The organism is Kitasatospora sp. NBC_00039 (assembly GCF_045160625.1).
GTDB lineage: Bacteria > Actinomycetota > Actinomycetes > Streptomycetales > Streptomycetaceae > Kitasatospora.
In genome coordinates, this window is sequence record NZ_CP108289.1 from 2,197,074 (window position 1) to 2,215,018 (window position 17,945).

Here is a 17,945-nt window from a genome sequence, read left to right on the forward strand (position 1 = left end):
GCGGCGAGGATCTTCGAACACGCGGCGACGAGGAACGGGAGCGGGCCCGATGAGTGCAGAGGTGCAGGTCCACCGGGACGGCGGCGTCGGGCGGATCGTGCTCGACCGGCCGCGGGCGCTCAACTCGCTGACGCACGGCATGATCACGGCCGTCCACGCGGCGCTGGAGGGCTGGGCGGCGGACGACGCCGTGCGCGTCGTGGTGCTGACCGGGGCCGGCGGGCGCGGGCTCTGCGCGGGGGCGGACATCCGGGCGATCCACGAGGACGCCAAGGCGGGCGGGGCCGGGTCGCGGGCGTTCTTCCGGGACGAGTACCGGCTGAACGCCCTGATCGCCCGGTACCCGAAGCCGTACGTGGCCGTGATGGACGGCATCACGATGGGCGGCGGCGTCGGTCTCTCCGCCCACGGCGCGGTGCGGATCGTCACGGAGCGCTCCACCGTGGCGATGCCGGAGACCCGGATCGGCCTGGTGCCGGATGTCGGCGGCAGCCTGCTCCTGGCCCGCGCCCCCGGCGAGTTGGGCACGCACGTCGGGCTCACCTCCGCCTCGATGGGGCCCGGGGACGCGCTGCTCTGCGGCTTCGCGGACCACTTCGTGCCCTCGGCGGCCGTCCCCGCGCTGCTAGCGGAGCTGACCACCGCAGCGGACCCGGCCGCGTCCGTCGCCACCGCCGTCGCCGCCGCCGTCGCTGCTCATGCCGAGGCGGCGCCGACCGCCGCGCTCGCGGCGCAGCGGGAGTGGATCGATGCCTGCTACGCCGCCGACACCGTCGAGGAGATCGTCGCGCGGCTGCTGGACACGGGGCTCCCGGAGGCCAAGGAGGCGGCCGAGCAGGTGCTCGGGAACTCGCCGACGGCCGTCAAGGTCACCCTGGCCGCGCTGCGGCGGGCCCGCACGCTGCCCACGCTGGAGGCGGTGCTGGACCAGGAGTACCGGATCTCCTGTGCGGCCCTGGCCGGGCACGACCTGGTCGAGGGCATCCGCGCGCAGGTGGTGGACAAGGACCGCAACCCGCGCTGGTCGCCCGCCGACCTCGCCGGGGTTTCGGAGGCGGAGGTCGCCCGCCACTTCGCGCCGTTCGAGGGCGACGAGCTGGGCCTGGCCTGATCGGGCGGGGCCGGGCCCCCGGGGGCGGTCGGTCACCGTCGCCGCTCGCGCCGCGGCGGGCCGCCGAGCGCTCCGGCGTGCGGCCACCGAGCCGTACGGCGCGTGCGGGTCCGCCCGTGGTCGACGGCGGCGGGCGGCACGATCCGTGACGACCGTCTCGCATGGCAAGACTGGCGCGAGCAGGGGTGCTTCGGAGATTGTTGGGCGGTCAGGGCGCCCCCTGAGCGGTGCCGAGCAGCGGACATGGGAGTCAACGGCGATGACCGAGACCACCGAGACCTACGAGACGATCCTGGTCGAGCGCAAGGGCCGGGTCGGGCTGATCACGCTCAACCGGCCGGAGGCGCTGAACGCGCTGAACACCCGGCTGATGAACGAGGTCGTCGCGGCCGCCACCGCCTTCGACCGGGACCCGGAGATCGGCGCCCTGGTGATCACCGGCTCGGAGAAGGCCTTCGCGGCCGGCGCCGACATCAAGGAGATGCAGGGCAACCGGTTCCCCGACGTCTACCTGGACGACTGGCTGGGCCCGTGGGACCGGCTCGGCGAGCTGCGCAAGCCGGTGGTGGCGGCGGTGGCCGGCTTCGCGCTGGGCGGCGGCTGCGAGCTGGCGATGCTCTGCGACATCCTGCTCGCCGCGGACACCGCGAAGTTCGGGCAGCCGGAGATCAAGCTCGGTGTCATCCCGGGCATCGGCGGCTCGCAGCGGCTGACCCGTGCGGTCGGCAAGGCGAAGGCGATGGAGCTCTGTCTGACCGGCCGGATGATGGGTGCCGAGGAGGCCGAGCGGGCCGGCCTGGTCTCCCGGATCGTCCCGGCCGACCAGCTGCTGGCCGAGGCGCTGGCCGTCGCCGAGAAGGTCGCCGAGATGTCGGCCCCGGCCGCCATGATGCTGAAGGAGAGCGTCAACCGCGCCTTCGAGACCACCCTCGCCGAGGGCGTCCGCTTCGAGCGGCGCCTGTTCCACGCCGCGTTCGCCACGGCCGACCAGAAGGAGGGCATGGCCGCCTTCGCCGAGAAGCGGCCCGCCTCCTTCACCCACCGCTGACCGGAACGGCGGCGACCGGCAGCGGTTCGGCGACGGCGACCGGCCGCCGTCGGCCGGCCGCCGTCGGGTGACGCGCCACCGATGGCGGCTGACGGATGCTGAAGTCCGTCAGCCGCCGTCCGTCCACCGGGACTTGCCGGCCGCGACCCGTCGACGCCCGGCCCGTCACTCCTCACTCGCCAGCGCCGTGTTGAGCCGGGCCAGGCCGCTACGGGTCGCGGCCACCACGATCCGGTCGCCGGGGACGAGGGCTTGGGTGCGGTCGGGGTAGTTCCACTGGTAGGTGTGCGGGCTGCGGGCCAGGCGGACGGCGACCACACGGACGCCGCCCGGGTCCTCCAGGTCGTGCCGGTTCATGCCGATCAGGCCGCTGCCGTCCTCGGCCCGCAGTTCGGCGATGAGCAGCACGTGCCGGAAGACCGACAGGGTGCCCAGCACCTCCCGCCCCATCAGGGCGGCGGCGAAGGCGGGCGCGGCCAGGTAGGAGGTCGAGCGGGAGGCCGCGTTGTCCAGCGTGGCGTAGACGTGCCTCGCGAAGTTGTCGTCGAACAGCCGGACGACCACCCGGACGTCCGGCCGCCCCGCACGCGCCTCCAGTGCCGCCTCCAGGTTGGTGGCGTCGTCCCCGCTGACCGCGACGACCGCCCGGCTGTGCTGGAGCCGGGCCCGGCGCAGTTGTTCCGCCAGCGGGCCGTCGTCGACGACCACCGGCACGCCGAGCGCGCGGACCGCCGAGATGCCGCGCGCCTGCGGATCACGTTCCAGCCCCACCACCGGCACGCCCAGACCGTGCAGTTGGGCGACGACGCGGGTGCCGACGTTGCCCAGGCCTGCCACGATGACGTGGTCCCGGGTGCCGGCGCCGGGGTTGCGGTGCTGGCCGCGCCGGCCGGAACCGAGCACCTCGACCATGACGGCGGTGGCGACCGGCGCGAAGGTGATGCCGCAGAAGGTGATCACCACCTGGGCGACCCGCTGCCAGAGGCCGCCGGTGCCGGCGCCCGAGGCCGCGTCGGCGGGCTGGTCGGGCTGGGCCGCGCCGGCCAGGTCGAGCAGCGAGACGTAGAGCGACCAGCCGAAGTCCCGGTTGAGGTACCAGAGCAGGCCGAAGGCCATCAGCACCGCGGCGAGCGCGGTGATCAGCACCAGCCGGAGCCGGGCGCTGGTGAAGTAGCGCAGGGTGTCGAGCAGCCGCCAGCGCAGTCGGCGCGCCCAGGCGATCCGGACCGGCGGTTCGCTGGGCAGGGCCTGCAGCGCGGCCACGCCGCCGGTCTCCTCGGGCTCCGGCTCCCGTTGCGCAGGAACTCCCCCGCCCTCTCCCCTGCCCTCTCCCCCATCTCCCCCGCCGCCGGCTCCGCCGAGGCCGCCCACGGCTCCACCCCGCCGGACCGGTCCCTCGTCGCCGAACTCGGAGGCCAGCCGGACGAAGGGGGCCGAGTCGCCCTCCTGCTCGGGCAGCAGCCGGATCCGCGTGAGGTCCTGCCGGTCGATCTGGTCGGCGACGATGCAGATCCGGCCGGAGTCGATGTCGTCGTCGTAGGCGATGTGCAGGAAGCGGTCGCCGACCTGGACGGAGTTGGGGCGGGAGAGGGCGGCTGCCGCGAACGCGGGCGCCGCGGTGGCGGAGCCGGAGAGCGCGGCGCCGTTCTTCAGCAGCCGCTCGATGTTCTCGCCGAGCCGCTGGTTGAACATCCGCAGCACGATGCGGATGTCGGGGTTGTGCTCCTGGGCGCTCAACGCGGCGTGGATGTTCTCCTGGTCGCTGCCGTCGACCAGGGCGATCCCTCGGGCGGTCTCGACCCGGACGGCGCGCAGCGCCTCCTCGGTGAGGCTGCTGTACTCGACCACGGCGGCGACACCGGGCAGCTGCTCGATCTGCGGCGCGTGCTCGCGCGCGCGGTCCGGGACCAGCACCACCACCGGGACCTCGTAGTGTTCGACGAGTTCGACGATCAAGCGGTGGGCGAGCGCGTTGCCGCCACAGACGATGTAGTGCTGGCTGACCGGCTCGACCGGAAGGGTCCCCCACCCTGCAGAAGTCATATCGAGGGATGATATCTACCGCGTGTGAGCGGAAGGTGGCCCCGGGATGACTGAGGGGAGATCAGTTCGCGCCCCGGGTCACCGGATCCGCGGCCCCGCGCCCGGGGCCAGCCCCGTGCCCGCCCGTGCCCGACCCGTGCCGTCCCTCGAACGGGCGTACCCGACGGGCGGCCGACCCCTCCCGTGACGATCATGAGGAGCGCCCGCCCGTCACAGGCGCGCACCGGCCCGCAGAGGCCGATGCGGGCCCGTGGCGCCCCCGCCCGTCACCCGCCGTCAGGAGTACGCCACCGTGGTCTCCCCGATCATCACCCCCAACGGTTCCCCGGTCCAGGGCCCGCTCGCGCTGCTCGCCAAGGCCGCCTGGCAGGTGCTGCTGATCGCCGGGCTCGCCTCGCTCGCGCTCGGGATCGTCGTCTTCGTCTGGCCCAAGCAGACCCTCCTGGTGGTGGGCGTGCTGTTCGGCCTCTACCTGCTGATCATCGGGATCGTGCAGCTGGTCGCCGCCTTCGGCACGCACGCCAGTACCGCCATGCGGGTGCTGGCGTTCATCAGCGGCGCCATCTGCGTGCTGCTCGGCCTGCTCTGCTTCCGCAGCGCGGCGCAGTCGTTGCTGCTGCTGGCGATCTGGATCGGCATCGGCTGGCTGTTCCGGGGCATCACCCAGCTCGCCGCCGCGATCTCGGACGACGCCATGCCCGCCCGCGGCTGGCAGGCCTTCGCCGGCGTGGCCAACACGCTGGCGGGCGTGCTGCTGATGGTCTGGCCGGTCGGGTCGATCACCGCCCTCACCGTCCTGGCCGGGTGCTGGCTGGTGATCCTGGGCCTGATCGAGATCGTGACGGCCTTCCAGGTCCGCTCCCGGGCCAAGCAGATTCCCTCCGGCGTCTGACCCCGAAGCCGGGGACCCCGGCCACCCACCTCTGCGCGCGCCCGCAAACGGCCGCTACGGCCGCTTACGGCTGCGGGGCGTAGCCGAGCAGGAAGCCCGCCGCGTCCAGGCGCTCCGGAGTGAGGCGGACGTCCGTCAGCCGCTCGGCGAGCGCGAACGCCGCCTCGGTGTGCAGCCTGGGCCCGGCGTGGTCGGCGTCGGTGAGGTCGAAGCCGCAGTGCGCGAGCAGCTCCGCCACCCCCGGGGCCTCGGCGTCCTCGCCGTCGCGCTGGGTGGGGAAGAGCGGCTCGAAATGCAGCCGGTTCAGCGCCCCCTCCTGCCAGTGGAAGCTGTCCACCGCGTTGCAGTTGCGGAAGTGCGAGACCAGGCGGGTGCCCTCGGCGAGCCTGGGCAGCACGTCCCACAGGGAGCCCAGGTAGCCGTTGACCTCGACCGCGACGGCCCAGCCGTCGAGTTCGGTGACGGCGACGAGCATCAGCTCCTCGTCGCCGTCCGGGGCGTGCTCGTCCTCGCCGTCGTCGAACTCCTCCCAGGCCTCCACGACCGCCGCCAGGCCGGTGACCCGACGGCCCGGGGCGGCGTCGAACCGCCGCAGCAGATCGTCGGCGGAGATCCCCTGGACGTGCGTCAGGCAGTAGGCCTCGGCGAGGTCGGGGTAGCGGTCCTCGAACCAGGTGAAGTCGGTGGCGTGTGCAGGCATGTGAGGGATGCTGCCAGATGCCTCCGACACCCGGGCACCTGGGACGGCATCAGCACCGCACCGCACAGCACCGCCTCGTCCGCACCGCACCGCCTCGTCCGCGCCGGGCCCACCCGTCGGCGCCGCACCGGATTCGTCAGCGCCAGGCCGGCGCGTCCGTCCCCCAGCGCCCGGGCGGGCGGGTCCAGTCGGTGGGTGCGCCGGTGTAGGAGACCGGGGGGAGGGCGTGGCGCAGCCGGCCGTACGGCGAGTCGGTCTCCGCGAGCCAGCGCTCGGGCTCGTAGGGCAGGTCGTTCAGCGGCGGGGCGGGCATGATGCCGTGCTGGAGCCAGGAGGCGGTGCCTGCCAGGGAGTAGCGCAGGTGGCGGCCGCCGGGCCGGCCGGTGCGCTGGTCGGTGAGGGCGCGCAGGACGCCGGCCGCGATCAGGTAGCCGGTGCCGTGGTCGAGGGCCTGCGCGGGCAGCACGCCGGGGCGCCCGGCGCGACCGAGAGCCCCGGCACCGTCACCCGCCTCCACGGCCGCGATGCCGACGCCGGCCTGGACCAGGCTGTCGAAGCCCCGGCGCCCGGCCCAGGGGCCCGTCCAGCCCCAGGCGTTGAGCTGGGCGACGATCAGGCCGGGCCGGCGTTCGAGCAGGGCGTCGGGGGCGAGGCCGTAGGCGTCCAGTGCGCCGGGGCGGTAGCCCGTGACGACGGCGTCGGCGGTGGCGAGCAGCACTTCGAACGCGGCGCGGTCGGCCGGGTCGGCGAGGTCGAGGCGGGTGGAGCGCTTGCCGAAGCCGGTGTCGGCGTGGGCGTCCTCGGCCTCGGGCAGCCGGGGCGAGTCGACGCGCAGGACGTCGGCGCCGAGCAGGGCGAGGGTGCGGGTGGCGACGGGGCCGGCGATCACCCGGGTGAGGTCGAGGACGCGGACGCCGGCGGCGGGCAGCGGTGCGGCGGCCAGCGGGCGGGCGGCGGCGGCGTCGGCCACCCGGATCTCGACGAGGGGGTGCGTGGTGTCACCAGGCGGCGCGATGGCGACGGCGAGCGCCCCCGCCGCGTAGGCACGGTCCTGGATCCAGGCGGCCGGGTGCTCCCGAAGCGTCCCGGCGAGCTGCTCGGGCCCGGCGTCGGCGGGCAGTCCGAGGACGCCGAGCAGCCGGTCGCGGTGGTGCGGGTAGTTGGCATGGGTGCGGACCCAGCCGTCGGCGGCCTGCCAGAAGCCTGAGAGCGGCGCGAAGCTGACCGGGGTGCGGCCGTCGATCTGGAGATGGCGCTCGCTGACGAAGGCGGTGGCGACGGCTCCCTGGTCGATCCTCACCTCCGGGACGGCGCCGCCGGCCCGCAGGGCGGACAGCTCGGCGGCGGCCAGCGAACAGGCGGCGACGGTGGCCCGGGCCAGCCGGCGGACGGGGAGCCGGGCGGGCAGGACGCGGTCGGGGCCGTGGAAGGAGACCCGCTCCAGCAGCCCGGCGGGCCCGCCGAGGGCGTCCCACGCGTGCGCGGTCGGCGCGTCGTGGGGGGCGGGCTGGTCGACCGGGGGCATCGGACGCTCTGTCATGCCCGCATTCTGCTCCCGTTCTCAGGCGCCCGCAGTGACGCCCGCCACCAGCATCAGCAGCACCGCGGAGACGACGGTCATCCGGCGCGCGGCCTGCGGGGTGGAGCCGAACCGGCCGCCGAGGCGTCCGCTGGCATGGGCGACCAGGCCGTACACGACTGCGCAGGCCAGCACGTTGAGCGAGCCGAGGGCGAGCACCTGGCCGCCGACCGGCAGGGCGGCGGCGGGGTCGACGAACTGCGGCACCAGGGAGAGGTAGAGCAGCAGCCCCTTGGGGTTGAGCAAGGCGGTGAGCATGCTCTGGCGCAGCACGATGGCGGTGGGCTGCGGGCGGGACTCGGCGAGGACGGCCGAGCCGCCCCGGCGCAGCGCGAGCAGCATGGTGGCGGCGAGGAAGACCAGGTACGCGGCCCCGGTGAGGCGCAGGACGGGCAGGACGGCGGGGACTGCGCGCAGGGCGGCGGCGAGGCCGGCGCTGGAGAGCAGGGTGTGCACGGCGTAGCCGGCGCAGACGCCGGTGACGCCGGTGAACGCCGCGCGGCGGCCCTGGCCGAGGCCGCGGGCGGCGATGTAGAGCCAGTCGGGGCCGGGGGTGCAGACCAGCAGCAGGTCGACCCCCAGGAAGAGGAGGAGGGCGTGGGTGTCCATGGTGCTGACCTGTCGTGTTCGTCGCGGGCGTTCCGGTTACTGAAGGTAGCCGGAGCGGGGCGGCACGCGATGGCCACTTCGCGCTGGTCAGGGCCACTCTTTGGCAGAATATTGCGCCATGGACCGCATCGACCGCAGAATTCTCCACGAGCTCCAGCAGGACGGCCGGCTCACCAACGCCGAGCTGGCCGCCCGGGTGGACCTCACCCCCTCCCCCTGTCTGCGCCGGGTGCGGCAGCTGGAGCAGGACGGCGTGATCCGCGGCTACCGGGCGCTGCTGGACGGCGCGGCGGTGGGGCGTGGCTTCCAGCCCTTCGTGACGATCACCATGCGGCACGAGGACCGGGCCACGGTGGCGGAGTTCGAGCGCCGGGTGGCGGAGCTGCCGGACGTGGTGGAGGCGCACCGGCTGTTCGGCGAGCCGGACTACCTGCTGCGGATCGCGGTGGCGGACATCACGGCGTACGAGCGGTTCATCACCGACGTGCTCTCGGGGCTGCCCGGGATCGCCCAGGTGAACTCGCACCTGACGATGAAGCAGGTGAAGGCCGACCGGGGCATCCCGACCGGCGGGTAGGGTGCGAACGGCGGGGGCCGACCGCAGCTCCCGGACCGTTTCCAGGGGGCCACGCCATGCAGAGCACGATCCGCCGTCTCGACCTCGGCTACTTCGTCCGTCCCGCGTCCGAGACGGGCGGCCCGAACGCGGGCGGGCCCACCGCGGGCGGCCCCGAGCCGCGCGTCGAGCCGGTGTTCGCCTACCTGGTGCGGCGGCCGGAGGGGCTGCTGCTCTTCGACACCGGGGTGGGCGGCGGCGATCCGCAGACCGCCGACCCGGAGACCGAGGCCCACTACCGGCCGGTCCGGCGGCCGCTGCCGGCGGCGCTCGCGGCGGCCGGGGTCGCGCTCGCCGACATCGGCCTCGTCGTCAACTGCCACCTCCACTTCGACCACTGCGGCGGCAACCCGCTGCTGGCCGGTACGCCGGTGCTGGTGCAGGCGGTGGAGCTGGCGACGGCCCGGCGCGGCGACTACACCGTCGACGCGCTGGTGGACTTCCCCGGCGTGGCCTACCGCGAGCTGGACGGCGAGGCGGAGGTCTGGCCGGGCGTGCGGGTGGTGCCGACCCCCGGGCACACCGCCGGGCACCAGTCGCTGGTGGTGGAGCGGCCGGACGGCGGCCCGGTGGTGCTGGCCGGCCAGGCGTACGACTTCGCCTCCGAGTACGGCTCGGCGGTGCTGGCCCGGCAGGCGGCCGCCGAGGGCGTCGCGCCGCCGCTGCCCGGCTACCGGGCCTGGGTCGACCGGCTCGCGCAGTTCGCGCCGAGCCGGGTGCTGTTCGCGCACGACAACGCGGTCTGGGAGCCGGCCGGGTAGCCGTGGGGCGCGCCCCTAGAACGCGAACCGCAGTGCGCGCACCCGGTTGTCGAAGGTGGACGGGACCAGCTCCGGCCCGCCGACCGAGCGGGCCTCCGGCAGGCGGGTGAACAGTTCGCGGAAGAGCACCTTCATCTCCTGCCGGGCCAGGTACGCGCCCAGGCAGTAGTGCGGGCCGCCGCCGCCGAAGCCGAGGTGGGGGTTGGGGGTGCGGGTGATGTCGAAGGCGTCCGGGTCGGTGAAGACGGCCTCGTCGCGGTTGGCGGAGCCGAAGAAGAGCACCGCCTTCTCCCCCGCGCGCAGCAGGGTCCCGTCGGGGCCGCCGAGGCGGTGATCGACGGCCAGGGTGCGGCGGAACTGGATGATCGGGGTGGCGTGGCGGACGATCTCGTCCACCGCGCCGCCGAGGTGGCGGTCGGGGTCGCCGAGCAGCAGGGCGCGCTGCCGGGGGTGGGCGGTGAGCAGGTGCAGGCCGTGGGCGAGCGCGTTGCGGGTGGTCTCGACGCCGGCCACCAGCAGCAGGGAGAAGAAGGCGCCGAGCTCGCGCCCGGTCAGCCGGCGGCCGTCGACATCGGCGGTGACCAGGGCGGAGATGAGGTCGTCCGCGGGGCGGCGGCGGCGTTCGCGGCCGAGGTCGGCGACCATGCCCTGCATCCGGGCGAGCGCGCGCAGCCCGCGCCCGGGCATCCGGAGCCGGCTGCGCAGCGGGCGGGCCACGCCGGTGTGCTCGGAGGCGTGGTTGACCTGGTCGAGGATGGCGCGGCGGGGCTCCTCGGGGATGCCCATCATGTTGCAGATCACCCGGAAGGGGAGTTCGGCGGCGACCGACGCGACGAAGTCCTCGGGCCGGTCGCGCTCCACCCGGTCGACCAGGCGGGCGGCCACCTCGCGGATGTCGTCCTCGACCTTGGCGATCAGGCGCGGGGTGAAGGCGCGGGAGACGATCCGGCGCAGCTGGGCGTGGCGGGGGTCGTCCAGGTTGACCATCGAGTCGCCGAAGAGCAGCCGGACCCAGCGGGCGGGTTCGGGGGTGGTGACGCCGGGACCGCTGAGGAAGACGGCGGGGGTGCGGCTGGCCTCGACGACGTCGGCGTGCCGGACGAGGGCGTGGAAGCCCCGGCCGCCGGACCGGCCGGCCGCCCGCTCGCCGAAGTGGACCGGGCCGGGGAGGCGGCGCAGTTCGGCGAAGGCGGCGGCACGGTCGGGGGCGGAGAGCTGCCAGAAACGGGGGTCGGCGAGGTCGGCCGCGGGGGTTTCGGGTGCGGTCGCTGTGCCCATGCCGGGCCTCCTGTCCTGTCGGTGCCCACCGGGAAGGCTCCGGAAGTGGCTCCGGAAGTCCGCGTGCTGGTGAGGCCCACATCTAGTCAGCACCGACAGGGACGGTGTCAAACCGCAATTACCTTATGATTACCGGCTTTTCGCGGATGGCAACGTTTCGGAACCGGCCGCGTCTCGGGAACGGCCGCGTCTCGGGAACGGCAGTCACACCCGGGCGTGGGACGTGATGTCCGCGCCGAACTCCCGATCATCGGCGGGGTGACGGTCGGCTGGGCCTGGCCGATGGCCGCCAGGTAGTCGGCGGTGCTCGCACCCTCGACGCCGTCGGCGACGCCGTCCGGCGTGGTGAGGTCCCGCTCGAAGGCGGCCTGGGCGGCCACCCGGGCGGCGTACTCGATGTCGGCCGGGGTGAACAGCTCGCTCGCGCCGACCAGCGCGTCGAGGTCCACGTCCGCCCACAGCGGGCTGGCGGGAGGTCAGCGCGCCGATTCACTCCCGAGGGAGAACACCGGCTCCTGGCCGAGCCCGGCCGTGGCTTCCGTCAGGTGGACCACCGCCGCGAGATCGTCCTCGCGATAGTCTCGACTTCCTCCCCCCTCGCGAACGAGGCGGCGTGCTGGTGGCGCAGCGTCTGCTGCAACGGTACCGACGACACCTCGGACAGGAACGCCAGCTCCTCGGTCTTCTTCCAACCGGTCAGCGCCGCGTCGGTCTCCTTGTACGAGGTGGACCTCCCCTCGCCGTGGTACCGGGCATGCCGGTCGGCAAGAGTCCTGTTCCATACCAGGCGCACACACCCGAACGTACGGCGCAGCACGGCCGCCTGCCCGGAGTCCGGGTAGCGCGGCACTTGTACGCCATTCTCACGGTGGTGGTCGCCTTACAGGAACTCCAGCCATGAGCAAGGCCTCTGATCGTGTGCCGGCGAACCCTGCTCCCGAAGCCCGAATTCCTCCCTGGCCCGAAGGCCGGGGCATACGTCGGAGGATCAGGAGAATCAACCCGTACACCGGCCGGGCCCGCCTCTCCGTCCTCGCCGGCCCCGTGTCGGTCGTCCGACCGCCGGCGCTGCGCCGCGCGGTGCCCGAACGGCGCGGCCGGGCATGCTCTCACGGGGGCGGAACCGGCCAATAACCGAGGGGGCGGTACGGGCCGGGCGGGGCGGGTGCGACGATGAGTGTCATCGTGATGACCGACCGGATCCGCTCGCTGCGCGCCGTGGTCTTCGCTGCGCTCTGCGTGGCGCTGGCCGCCACGGCGCACGTCGCCATGGCCGGCTCCGGGGTCTCCGCGCCGGTGCTCGCGGGCGCGTTCGCGGTCACCCTCGGGTTCACCTGGCTGCTCGCCGGCGGCCGCCGCGGGCTGGGGCCGATCAGCGTCTGGATGGTGGCGGCGCAGACCGCGCTGCACCTGACCTTCGAACAGGCCGGGGCCCTCGCGTCCGGCAGCGGGCTGGCGCGGCTCGGCTCGACGGACTGGGCGGGCCTGCTGCTCTGCAACCCGGAACGGGCGCCGGCCGGGATCTCGCCGGCCGACCTGGCCCGGATGGCCGGGATCGACCCCGACGTCCCGCCCCCCGGGAACCTCCGGCCGCCCGCCGGGTCGCACCACCTGGGCGCACACGGCGGGGCGGTGTCCGCCGGGACGGCCGACCAGAGCATGGCGGGGACGGCCGGCATGCCCGGGATGTCCGGAGGCTCCGGCGGTTCGGGCATGTCCGGGATGCCAGGGATGCCCGGGGTGTCCGGTGGCTCGGGGATGTCCGGGCACGACATGGCGGCGCACGGCATGTCGGTCGGGATGCTCGCCGCCCATGTGCTCGCCGCGCTCGCCTGCGCGCTGCTGCTCTGGCGCGGCGAGACGGCGCTGGCCCGGCTGTTCGAGCTGCTCGGCGCGCTGGGCGCCGTCCTGGCGGGTGCGCTGCTCGCGCCGCTGCTCGCCCTGTGGTGCCGGCCGAGCGGCTTCCGGCCGCCGGCCCCACCCGGACCCGCCGCCCACCGGGTCCGCCCGCCGCGGCTGGTGCTGCTCTCGCACGCCCTGATCCGGCGCGGCCCGCCGTGCGCCGCCCCCGCCTGCTGACGCGCCCACCGTCCGACACCCGACGCCGCTCCCGGCGTCCGCTGCGCGGTGGGCAGGTCGCCCTGCGCCGTTCCGTGGCCGACCGGCCACGCCGCCAGGGCCCGGGCCCGCGCCTGCCTGCCGCCGCCCCACCGGGGCGCCGCGGCGTACCCGGCCGGGCCCCACCGACGCCGAGCGTGCCGCCCGCGGCGGCCGTTCCCCAGCCCTCCCCTCAGGACCTTCCATGCCTGACCACGACGGCGCACCGGCCTCGTCCGGCGCCACCGTCCTCGTCGATCCGCCCGTCGTCTCCCTACCGGGGACGGTCACCCACACCGGGCCCGTCCGCACCGATGCCGTTCCCGCCGAGGCCGCCGGCCTCGCCGAGCCTCGCGAGGAGCTTCGCCGACCAGTCCGCCGACGGGCCCCCGGCACCGGCCCCCGGCACCGCGCCGCGCAGCCGTTCCGCCCGCTCCAGCCACTCCCGGCAGGCCTCGCACCGGGCGACGTGCTTGTCCACCCGCCGGTCCGGCACACCGGCCGCCTCACCGTCGAGGCGGGCGGAAAGAGCGGTACGGAACTGGGCGCATCTCATCCGACCATCGTCCCGCATCACCCGGCACATCGGACCGGCCGGGTGGGTGGCGCCGCAGGAACCACAGGCACACCACCCGCCCCGGACGCCGGCGGGAACGCCCGCACGGGACGTCCTACGGGATACCACACGGGAGGCCGCCGTGGATGACGAGCAGCTGACCACGCTGGCCCTGGCTGCCCGGGAGGGCCGGGCCGCCGACGTCGAGGCCTTCGTCCGGGCCACCCAGCGGGACGTGTGGCGGTTCGTCGCCCACCTCACCGACGTGCAGTCGGCCGACGACCTCGCCCAGGAGACCTTCCTGCGCGCCCTCCGCAGCCTGCCCGGGTTCGCCGGCCGCTCCTCGGCCCGGACGTGGCTGCTGTCCATCGCCCGGCGGACCGTCATCGACCGCTACCGCACGGCGGCCGCCCGGCCGCGCTGCGCCGCCCTGCCCGACTGGCAGGAGGCCGCCGAGCGGCAGGGCACGCTGCCCGCCGCCGGGTTCGAGGACGGGATCGCGCTCGGGGACCTGCTCGACCGGGTGCCGGCGCAGCGCCGGGAGGCCTTCGTGCTCACCCAGGTGGTCGGGCTGAGCTACGCCGAGGCCGCCGAGGTGGCCGGCTGCCCGGTCGGCACCGTCCGCTCCCGGGTGGCCCGGGCCCGCGAGGAGCTGATAGCCCGGCTCCGCGCCGCCGAACGCGGCGAGGCTCCCCCGCCGGGGCCGGCCGCCGAGCTGGCGGCGGCCTGCTGACGGCATCACGCACGCCCGCGCCGGGGTGGCGGCGCCGACGCACCGCCACCCCGGCCGCCGGTACCCCGGCCGGCGCGACAGGCGGGCCAGGTGGGCCCGCGTACGGCTACGCCCGGAACGACTGCGGCCGCTCCGGCGAGGCGGCCGCCAGGGCCTTGGCCACCTCCTCCACCCCGGCCCGGAGGCCGTAGACGGGGGTCTCGGGCTGCTGGCGCCAGGACTCGTCGATACCGCCGGTGTCGACGGTGTCGAAGCCCAGCTCGTCGATCAGGGCGCGGACGATCCGCTTGGCCGCCTCGTCGTCCCCGGCGACCGGCAGGGCCATCCGCTCCGGGTCGCCCGCGGGGCGGGGCCGGTCCAGGAGGTCCTGGGCGTAGGTGCCGTTGAAGGCCTTCACGACCGGGTGGCCGAGGTGCTGCTCCGTCCAGCGGCTCTCGGTCAGGCCGTCGTCCTCGATGCCCCCGATCCGGCCGTCGCGCTTGGGGTAGTAGTTGCCGGTGTCGATCACGGCGAAGCCCTCGGCGGCCCCGTCGAACAGCCCGGACGGGAGGTCGGGCACGTTCTTCAGCGGCACGGTGACCACCACGACCTGCGCGCCGCGGGCCGCCTCGGCGACGGTGACCGGGGTGGCGCCGGTCTCCTCGGCGAGTGCGCCGAGGGTCTGCGGGCCGCGCGAGTTGGCCACCGAGACCTCGTGGCCGAGTGCGGTGAGGCGCCGGGTGAGATTGCCGCCGATGTTGCCCGCGCCGATGATGCCGATCTTCATGGTTGTCCTTTCGGACCCCTGCCGGGGGTCGGGTCGGGCCGGCGTCACGCCGTGTGGTGCCTGACTGCAACCCCGGGCCGGGCGCGGCTATTTCCCGACCGCGGCGATGTCCGGAACGGAGCGCCGACGTTCCCGGCGACCGGGCCGGCCGCGCGGTCCGGATCGGCCACGACCGCAGTATTCCGGGCCGACCGGGAAAATTCCTTCAAGTGTTCGGAACTGGACCCCTCCTGCCTCCGACTGCTGTACCGGACGCCGCCGCCGAGGTGGCGTCCGGGACGGCACGGGGAATCGGAGGAGCGCCATGTCCGCGCAACAGCCACTGGCCACCGGTGGGCTGACCAAGGACCAGGCCCAGCCGGAGGACCGCTGGATCCTGGTCGTGGCCGCGGGACTGCTCTCGTTCGTGGCGATGCTCGACATGAACGTGGTCAACCTGGCCCTCACCGACATCGCGGACGGCCTGCACGTCTCCCCGACCACCGCGCAGTGGGCCGTCCTCGGCTACCAGCTCCCGCTGGTGGCCCTGCTGCTGCCCGCCGGGCGCTGGCTCGACCAGGTCGGCACCCGCTCCGCCCTGCTGCTGGCGGTCGGCTGCTTCGCGCTCTGCAGCGTGCTCGCCGCCGTGGCACCGTGGGCGAGTTGGCTGGTCGCCGCACGGCTGGCGCAGGGCGCGTTCGGCGCGGTGCTGTTCGTGCTGATGCCGGTGCTGGCCGCCACGGCCGTCCGGCCGGAGCTGCGCGGGCGGGCGATGAGCGTGCCCGCCACGCTCGGCCCGCTCGGCGCCGTCACCGGGCCGGTGGTCGGCGGCCTGCTGCTCGACCACGTCGGCTGGCGGGCCATCTTCCTGGTCAAGCTGCCGATCTGCCTGGCCGCCCTGGTGATCGCCCACCGCAACGCGCCGCACGGCGGCAGGCTGCGGCTGCCCGACCGGGGTTCCCTCGGCGACGCCGCGCTGATCGGCTCCGCGGTGGCCGCCGTTCTGCTCGGCCTCACCCTCGCGCCCGACGCGCCGGTCTGGCTGCTGCTCGCGCTGCCCGCCGCACCGCTGGTCGTCCTCTGGCTGCGCCGCCCCGGCGGACGGCCGGTCGCCGCCGTGCTGCGGGAGTCCGGCACCGCGGCGGTCAACGGCTCGGTGCTCTCACTGGCCGCCGGGTTCGCCGCCACCCACTACCTGCTCGCCCAGCACCTGCGCCGGGACGACGGGATCAGCGCCACCACCACCGCCCTGACCATGCTGGCCTTCCCGCTCGGCATGGTGCTGGCCGGCCGGTTCGGCGGACGGCTCGCCGACCGCTGGGGCGCCCGGCCGACCGCCCTGACGGGTGCGACCGTCACCGCCCTCGGCATGCTGCTGCTCGTCCCGCTGGACACCGACTGGTCGCCGCTCGACATCGCGTGGCGGCTCGCGCTCGCCGGGACCGGCATGGGCCTCAACGGCGGCCCGGTCCAGGCCCTGGTGATGACCGCCGCCAAACCGCAGCAACTGGCCACCGCCGGCTCCGCCGTCCAACTGGCCCGCAGCCTCGGCTTCGCCCTCGGACCCGCCCTCGCCACCGCCGCCACGCTGTTCGGCGACTCCGTCACCGCGGGCGTCCGGGCCGGGCTCGTCCTCGCCACGCTGGCCGCCGTCCAGGCCGTGGCCCTCCTCTCCCTGCACCACCGCACCAACCGCGCGGGCACCTGACGACCCGCCCGCGCGCACCACACCTCGACCGGAGGAACAGACGCAATGACCGACACCGTCCACGATCCGACCGCGGGAAGGCCGGCCGACGACACGCCGCGCTGCCCGTTCGGATACGACGAACTCCCCGACCCGGTACCGCTGTACGGGCCGGAGTACAAGAGCGACCCCTATCCGCTCTACCGGCGGATGCGCGAGGCCGGCCCGGTCCACCGGGTGAAGTTCCCGAGCGGGATCACCGCCTGGCTGGTGACCGGCTACAAGGCCGCGCACGAGACCCTCAACGACCCCCGTCTCGGCAAGAACCACGAGCTGGGCAACGAGGGTTGGCGCAAGCTCGCGTCGATCATGCCGGAGCCGCAGCACTCGCAGCTCCAGGTCCACCTGCTGCACCAGGACCCGCCGAAGCACACCCGGATGCGCCGGCTGGTGCTGGACGCCTTCACCCCGCGCCGGGCGGAGACCCTTCGCCCGCGCTTGGAGGAGCTGGCCGGCTCCCTGGTCGACGAGCTCCCGGAGACCGGCGGCGCCGACCTGGTGGCCGGCTTCGCGGCGCACTTCCCGTTCCGGGTACTCGCCGAAGCGATCGGCCTGCCACAGGAGTTGGCCGTCCGCTTCGACCGGGACTGGGGCAAGGTCGTCCAGCCGGTCGGGCCGCTGGACCCGGGCCGCCCGGCCTACGAGGGCCGGCTGCGCGGCCTGCAGACCTACATCGCCGACGTCGTGGCACACAAGCGCGCCCACTACGACCCGGCCGGGCCGGACGCCGACCTGCTCGGCCGGCTCGTCGCCGCGTGCGATGCGGGCGAGTTGAGCCGCGAGGAGCTCGACTCGATGGTGTTCCAGCTGCTGGTGGCCGGCCAGGAGCCGGTGACCAACCAGATCACCACCATGCTGATCACCCTGCTGCGCCGCCCCGACCAGCTGGCCCGGTTGCGCGACGGCATCGCCGCCGACCCGGGCCTGCTCACCCGCTCGGTGGAGGAACTGCTGCGCCACGACGCCGCGTTCGAGCTCACCACCTGGCGCTTCTTCGCCGAGGACAGCGATCTGCACGGGACGTCCGTTCCGGCCGGCGACTCCGTGATCGTCTCGCTCTGCGCGGCCAACCGCGACGACGAGCAGTTCCCGGACGCCGACGTCCTCGACTTCGACCGCACCCCCAACGCCCACCTGGCGTTCGGGCACGGCATCCACTACTGCCCCGGCGCCGCCCTGGCCCGGGTCGAACTCCAGGTCGCCCTCGCCACTCTGCTCACCCGGCTGCCCGGCCTGCGGCCCGCCACCGGGCCCGGCGAGGAGATCGACTCGCTCGCCTGGGTGCCCGCCGTCCTCGCCCGGGGGGTGAACAGGCTGCCGGTCGCCTACGACAAGCGGGTCTGACCGGCCCCACCACTCCCCGGCACCCCCCTCAGCGTCCCGGCGACCGATGCCGGGGCGTGGCTACGCCTGCCCTGAAGCCCGTACAC

The 17,945-nt window shown here is 74.9% G+C and carries 17 protein-coding genes and 1 pseudogene; 9 read left to right on the forward strand and 9 right to left on the reverse strand.

The features are described from left to right. The first annotated feature begins 49 nt into the window (after positions 1 to 49). Both OG286_RS09895 and OG286_RS09900 read left to right on the forward strand, forming a co-directional pair. On the forward strand, positions 50 to 1,111 hold the full coding sequence (locus tag OG286_RS09895) for an enoyl-CoA hydratase/isomerase family protein (protein ID WP_396319785.1): 1,062 nt from the start codon (positions 50 to 52) through the stop codon (positions 1,109 to 1,111). A gap of 259 nt (positions 1,112 to 1,370) precedes the next feature. Further along, positions 1,371 to 2,159, forward strand: a complete 789-nt coding sequence (locus OG286_RS09900; protein ID WP_396319784.1) for an enoyl-CoA hydratase — start codon at positions 1,371 to 1,373, stop codon at positions 2,157 to 2,159. 165 nt (positions 2,160 to 2,324) lie between these two features. Here OG286_RS09900 and OG286_RS09905 read toward each other — a convergent pair whose 3' ends face one another. Then, positions 2,325 to 4,202: an NAD-binding protein gene (locus OG286_RS09905; protein ID WP_405365067.1), complete on the reverse strand. Its 1,878-nt coding sequence runs from the start codon at positions 4,200 to 4,202 to the stop codon at positions 2,325 to 2,327. A 250-nt stretch (positions 4,203 to 4,452) separates the two neighbouring features. Between OG286_RS09905 and OG286_RS09910 the strand changes: the two genes are divergently transcribed. Then, positions 4,453 to 5,094 carry an HdeD family acid-resistance protein gene (locus tag OG286_RS09910; RefSeq protein ID WP_396319782.1) on the forward strand — a complete coding sequence of 214 codons (642 nt, stop codon included), beginning with the start codon at positions 4,453 to 4,455 and terminating at the stop codon, positions 5,092 to 5,094. Positions 5,095 to 5,158: 64 nt separating this feature from the next. Here OG286_RS09910 and OG286_RS09915 read toward each other — a convergent pair whose 3' ends face one another. The 3 genes from OG286_RS09915 to OG286_RS09925 form a co-directional block, all read right to left on the reverse strand. After that, entirely contained in the window at positions 5,159 to 5,794 is a 636-nt protein-coding gene (locus OG286_RS09915) for a DUF6461 domain-containing protein (RefSeq protein WP_396319781.1), read from the reverse strand. Positions 5,795 to 5,930: 136 nt separating this feature from the next. Beyond that, positions 5,931 to 7,334, reverse strand: a complete 1,404-nt coding sequence (locus OG286_RS09920; protein WP_396319780.1) for a CoA transferase — start codon at positions 7,332 to 7,334, stop codon at positions 5,931 to 5,933. A 21-nt stretch (positions 7,335 to 7,355) separates the two neighbouring features. Further along, on the reverse strand, positions 7,356 to 7,982 hold the full coding sequence (locus OG286_RS09925) for a LysE family translocator (RefSeq protein WP_396319779.1): 627 nt from the start codon (positions 7,980 to 7,982) through the stop codon (positions 7,356 to 7,358). 118 nt (positions 7,983 to 8,100) lie between these two features. On the opposite strand from OG286_RS09925, the gene OG286_RS09930 reads away from it, so the two are divergent. Both OG286_RS09930 and OG286_RS09935 read left to right on the forward strand, forming a co-directional pair. Beyond that, positions 8,101 to 8,559 carry an Lrp/AsnC family transcriptional regulator gene (locus OG286_RS09930; protein WP_396319778.1) on the forward strand — a complete coding sequence of 153 codons (459 nt, stop codon included), beginning with the start codon at positions 8,101 to 8,103 and terminating at the stop codon, positions 8,557 to 8,559. Between the two features lie 56 nt (positions 8,560 to 8,615). Then, positions 8,616 to 9,359: an N-acyl homoserine lactonase family protein gene (locus OG286_RS09935; protein ID WP_396319777.1), complete on the forward strand. Its 744-nt coding sequence runs from the start codon at positions 8,616 to 8,618 to the stop codon at positions 9,357 to 9,359. A gap of 15 nt (positions 9,360 to 9,374) precedes the next feature. Here the strand turns inward: OG286_RS09935 and OG286_RS09940 are convergent, their stop codons facing one another. From OG286_RS09940 to OG286_RS09950, 3 genes and pseudogenes are all read right to left on the reverse strand, one after another. Further along, on the reverse strand, positions 9,375 to 10,637 hold the full coding sequence (locus OG286_RS09940) for a cytochrome P450 (RefSeq protein WP_396319776.1): 1,263 nt from the start codon (positions 10,635 to 10,637) through the stop codon (positions 9,375 to 9,377). Positions 10,638 to 10,744: 107 nt separating this feature from the next. After that, a complete protein-coding gene (locus OG286_RS09945) occupies positions 10,745 to 11,086 on the reverse strand; it encodes a hypothetical protein (protein WP_405365069.1) in 342 nt (113 codons plus the stop codon). Positions 11,087 to 11,244: 158 nt separating this feature from the next. Continuing rightward, positions 11,245 to 11,487, reverse strand: a pseudogene (locus OG286_RS09950) (helix-turn-helix domain-containing protein); the annotation flags it as partial. 323 nt (positions 11,488 to 11,810) lie between these two features. Between OG286_RS09950 and OG286_RS09955 the strand changes: the two are divergent. Further along, positions 11,811 to 12,716 (forward strand): hypothetical protein, encoded by a 906-nt coding sequence (locus OG286_RS09955; protein WP_396319773.1) that lies wholly within the window; start codon positions 11,811 to 11,813, stop codon positions 12,714 to 12,716. A gap of 292 nt (positions 12,717 to 13,008) precedes the next feature. Here the strand turns inward: OG286_RS09955 and OG286_RS09960 are convergent, their stop codons facing one another. After that, on the reverse strand, positions 13,009 to 13,290 hold the full coding sequence (locus tag OG286_RS09960) for a zf-HC2 domain-containing protein (RefSeq protein ID WP_396319772.1): 282 nt from the start codon (positions 13,288 to 13,290) through the stop codon (positions 13,009 to 13,011). 142 nt (positions 13,291 to 13,432) lie between these two features. Here OG286_RS09960 and OG286_RS09965 point away from each other — a divergent pair, with 142 nt between their 5' ends. Beyond that, the gene (locus OG286_RS09965; RefSeq protein ID WP_396319771.1) at positions 13,433 to 14,023 is read left to right on the forward strand and encodes a sigma-70 family RNA polymerase sigma factor; all 591 of its coding nucleotides are present in this window, start codon (positions 13,433 to 13,435) and stop codon (positions 14,021 to 14,023) included. A 106-nt stretch (positions 14,024 to 14,129) separates the two neighbouring features. On the opposite strand, the gene OG286_RS09970 is transcribed toward OG286_RS09965, so the two are convergent. Beyond that, positions 14,130 to 14,837, reverse strand: coding sequence for an NADPH-dependent F420 reductase (locus OG286_RS09970; protein WP_396319770.1), 708 nt, complete (start codon positions 14,835 to 14,837; stop codon positions 14,130 to 14,132). Positions 14,838 to 15,093: 256 nt separating this feature from the next. Between OG286_RS09970 and OG286_RS09975 the strand changes: the two genes are divergently transcribed. After that, positions 15,094 to 16,476 carry an MFS transporter gene (locus OG286_RS09975; protein ID WP_396319769.1) on the forward strand — a complete coding sequence of 461 codons (1,383 nt, stop codon included), beginning with the start codon at positions 15,094 to 15,096 and terminating at the stop codon, positions 16,474 to 16,476. 45 nt (positions 16,477 to 16,521) lie between these two features. Continuing rightward, entirely contained in the window at positions 16,522 to 17,859 is a 1,338-nt protein-coding gene (locus tag OG286_RS09980; RefSeq protein ID WP_405362197.1) for a cytochrome P450, read from the forward strand. The last annotated feature ends 86 nt before the right edge of the window (positions 17,860 to 17,945 follow it).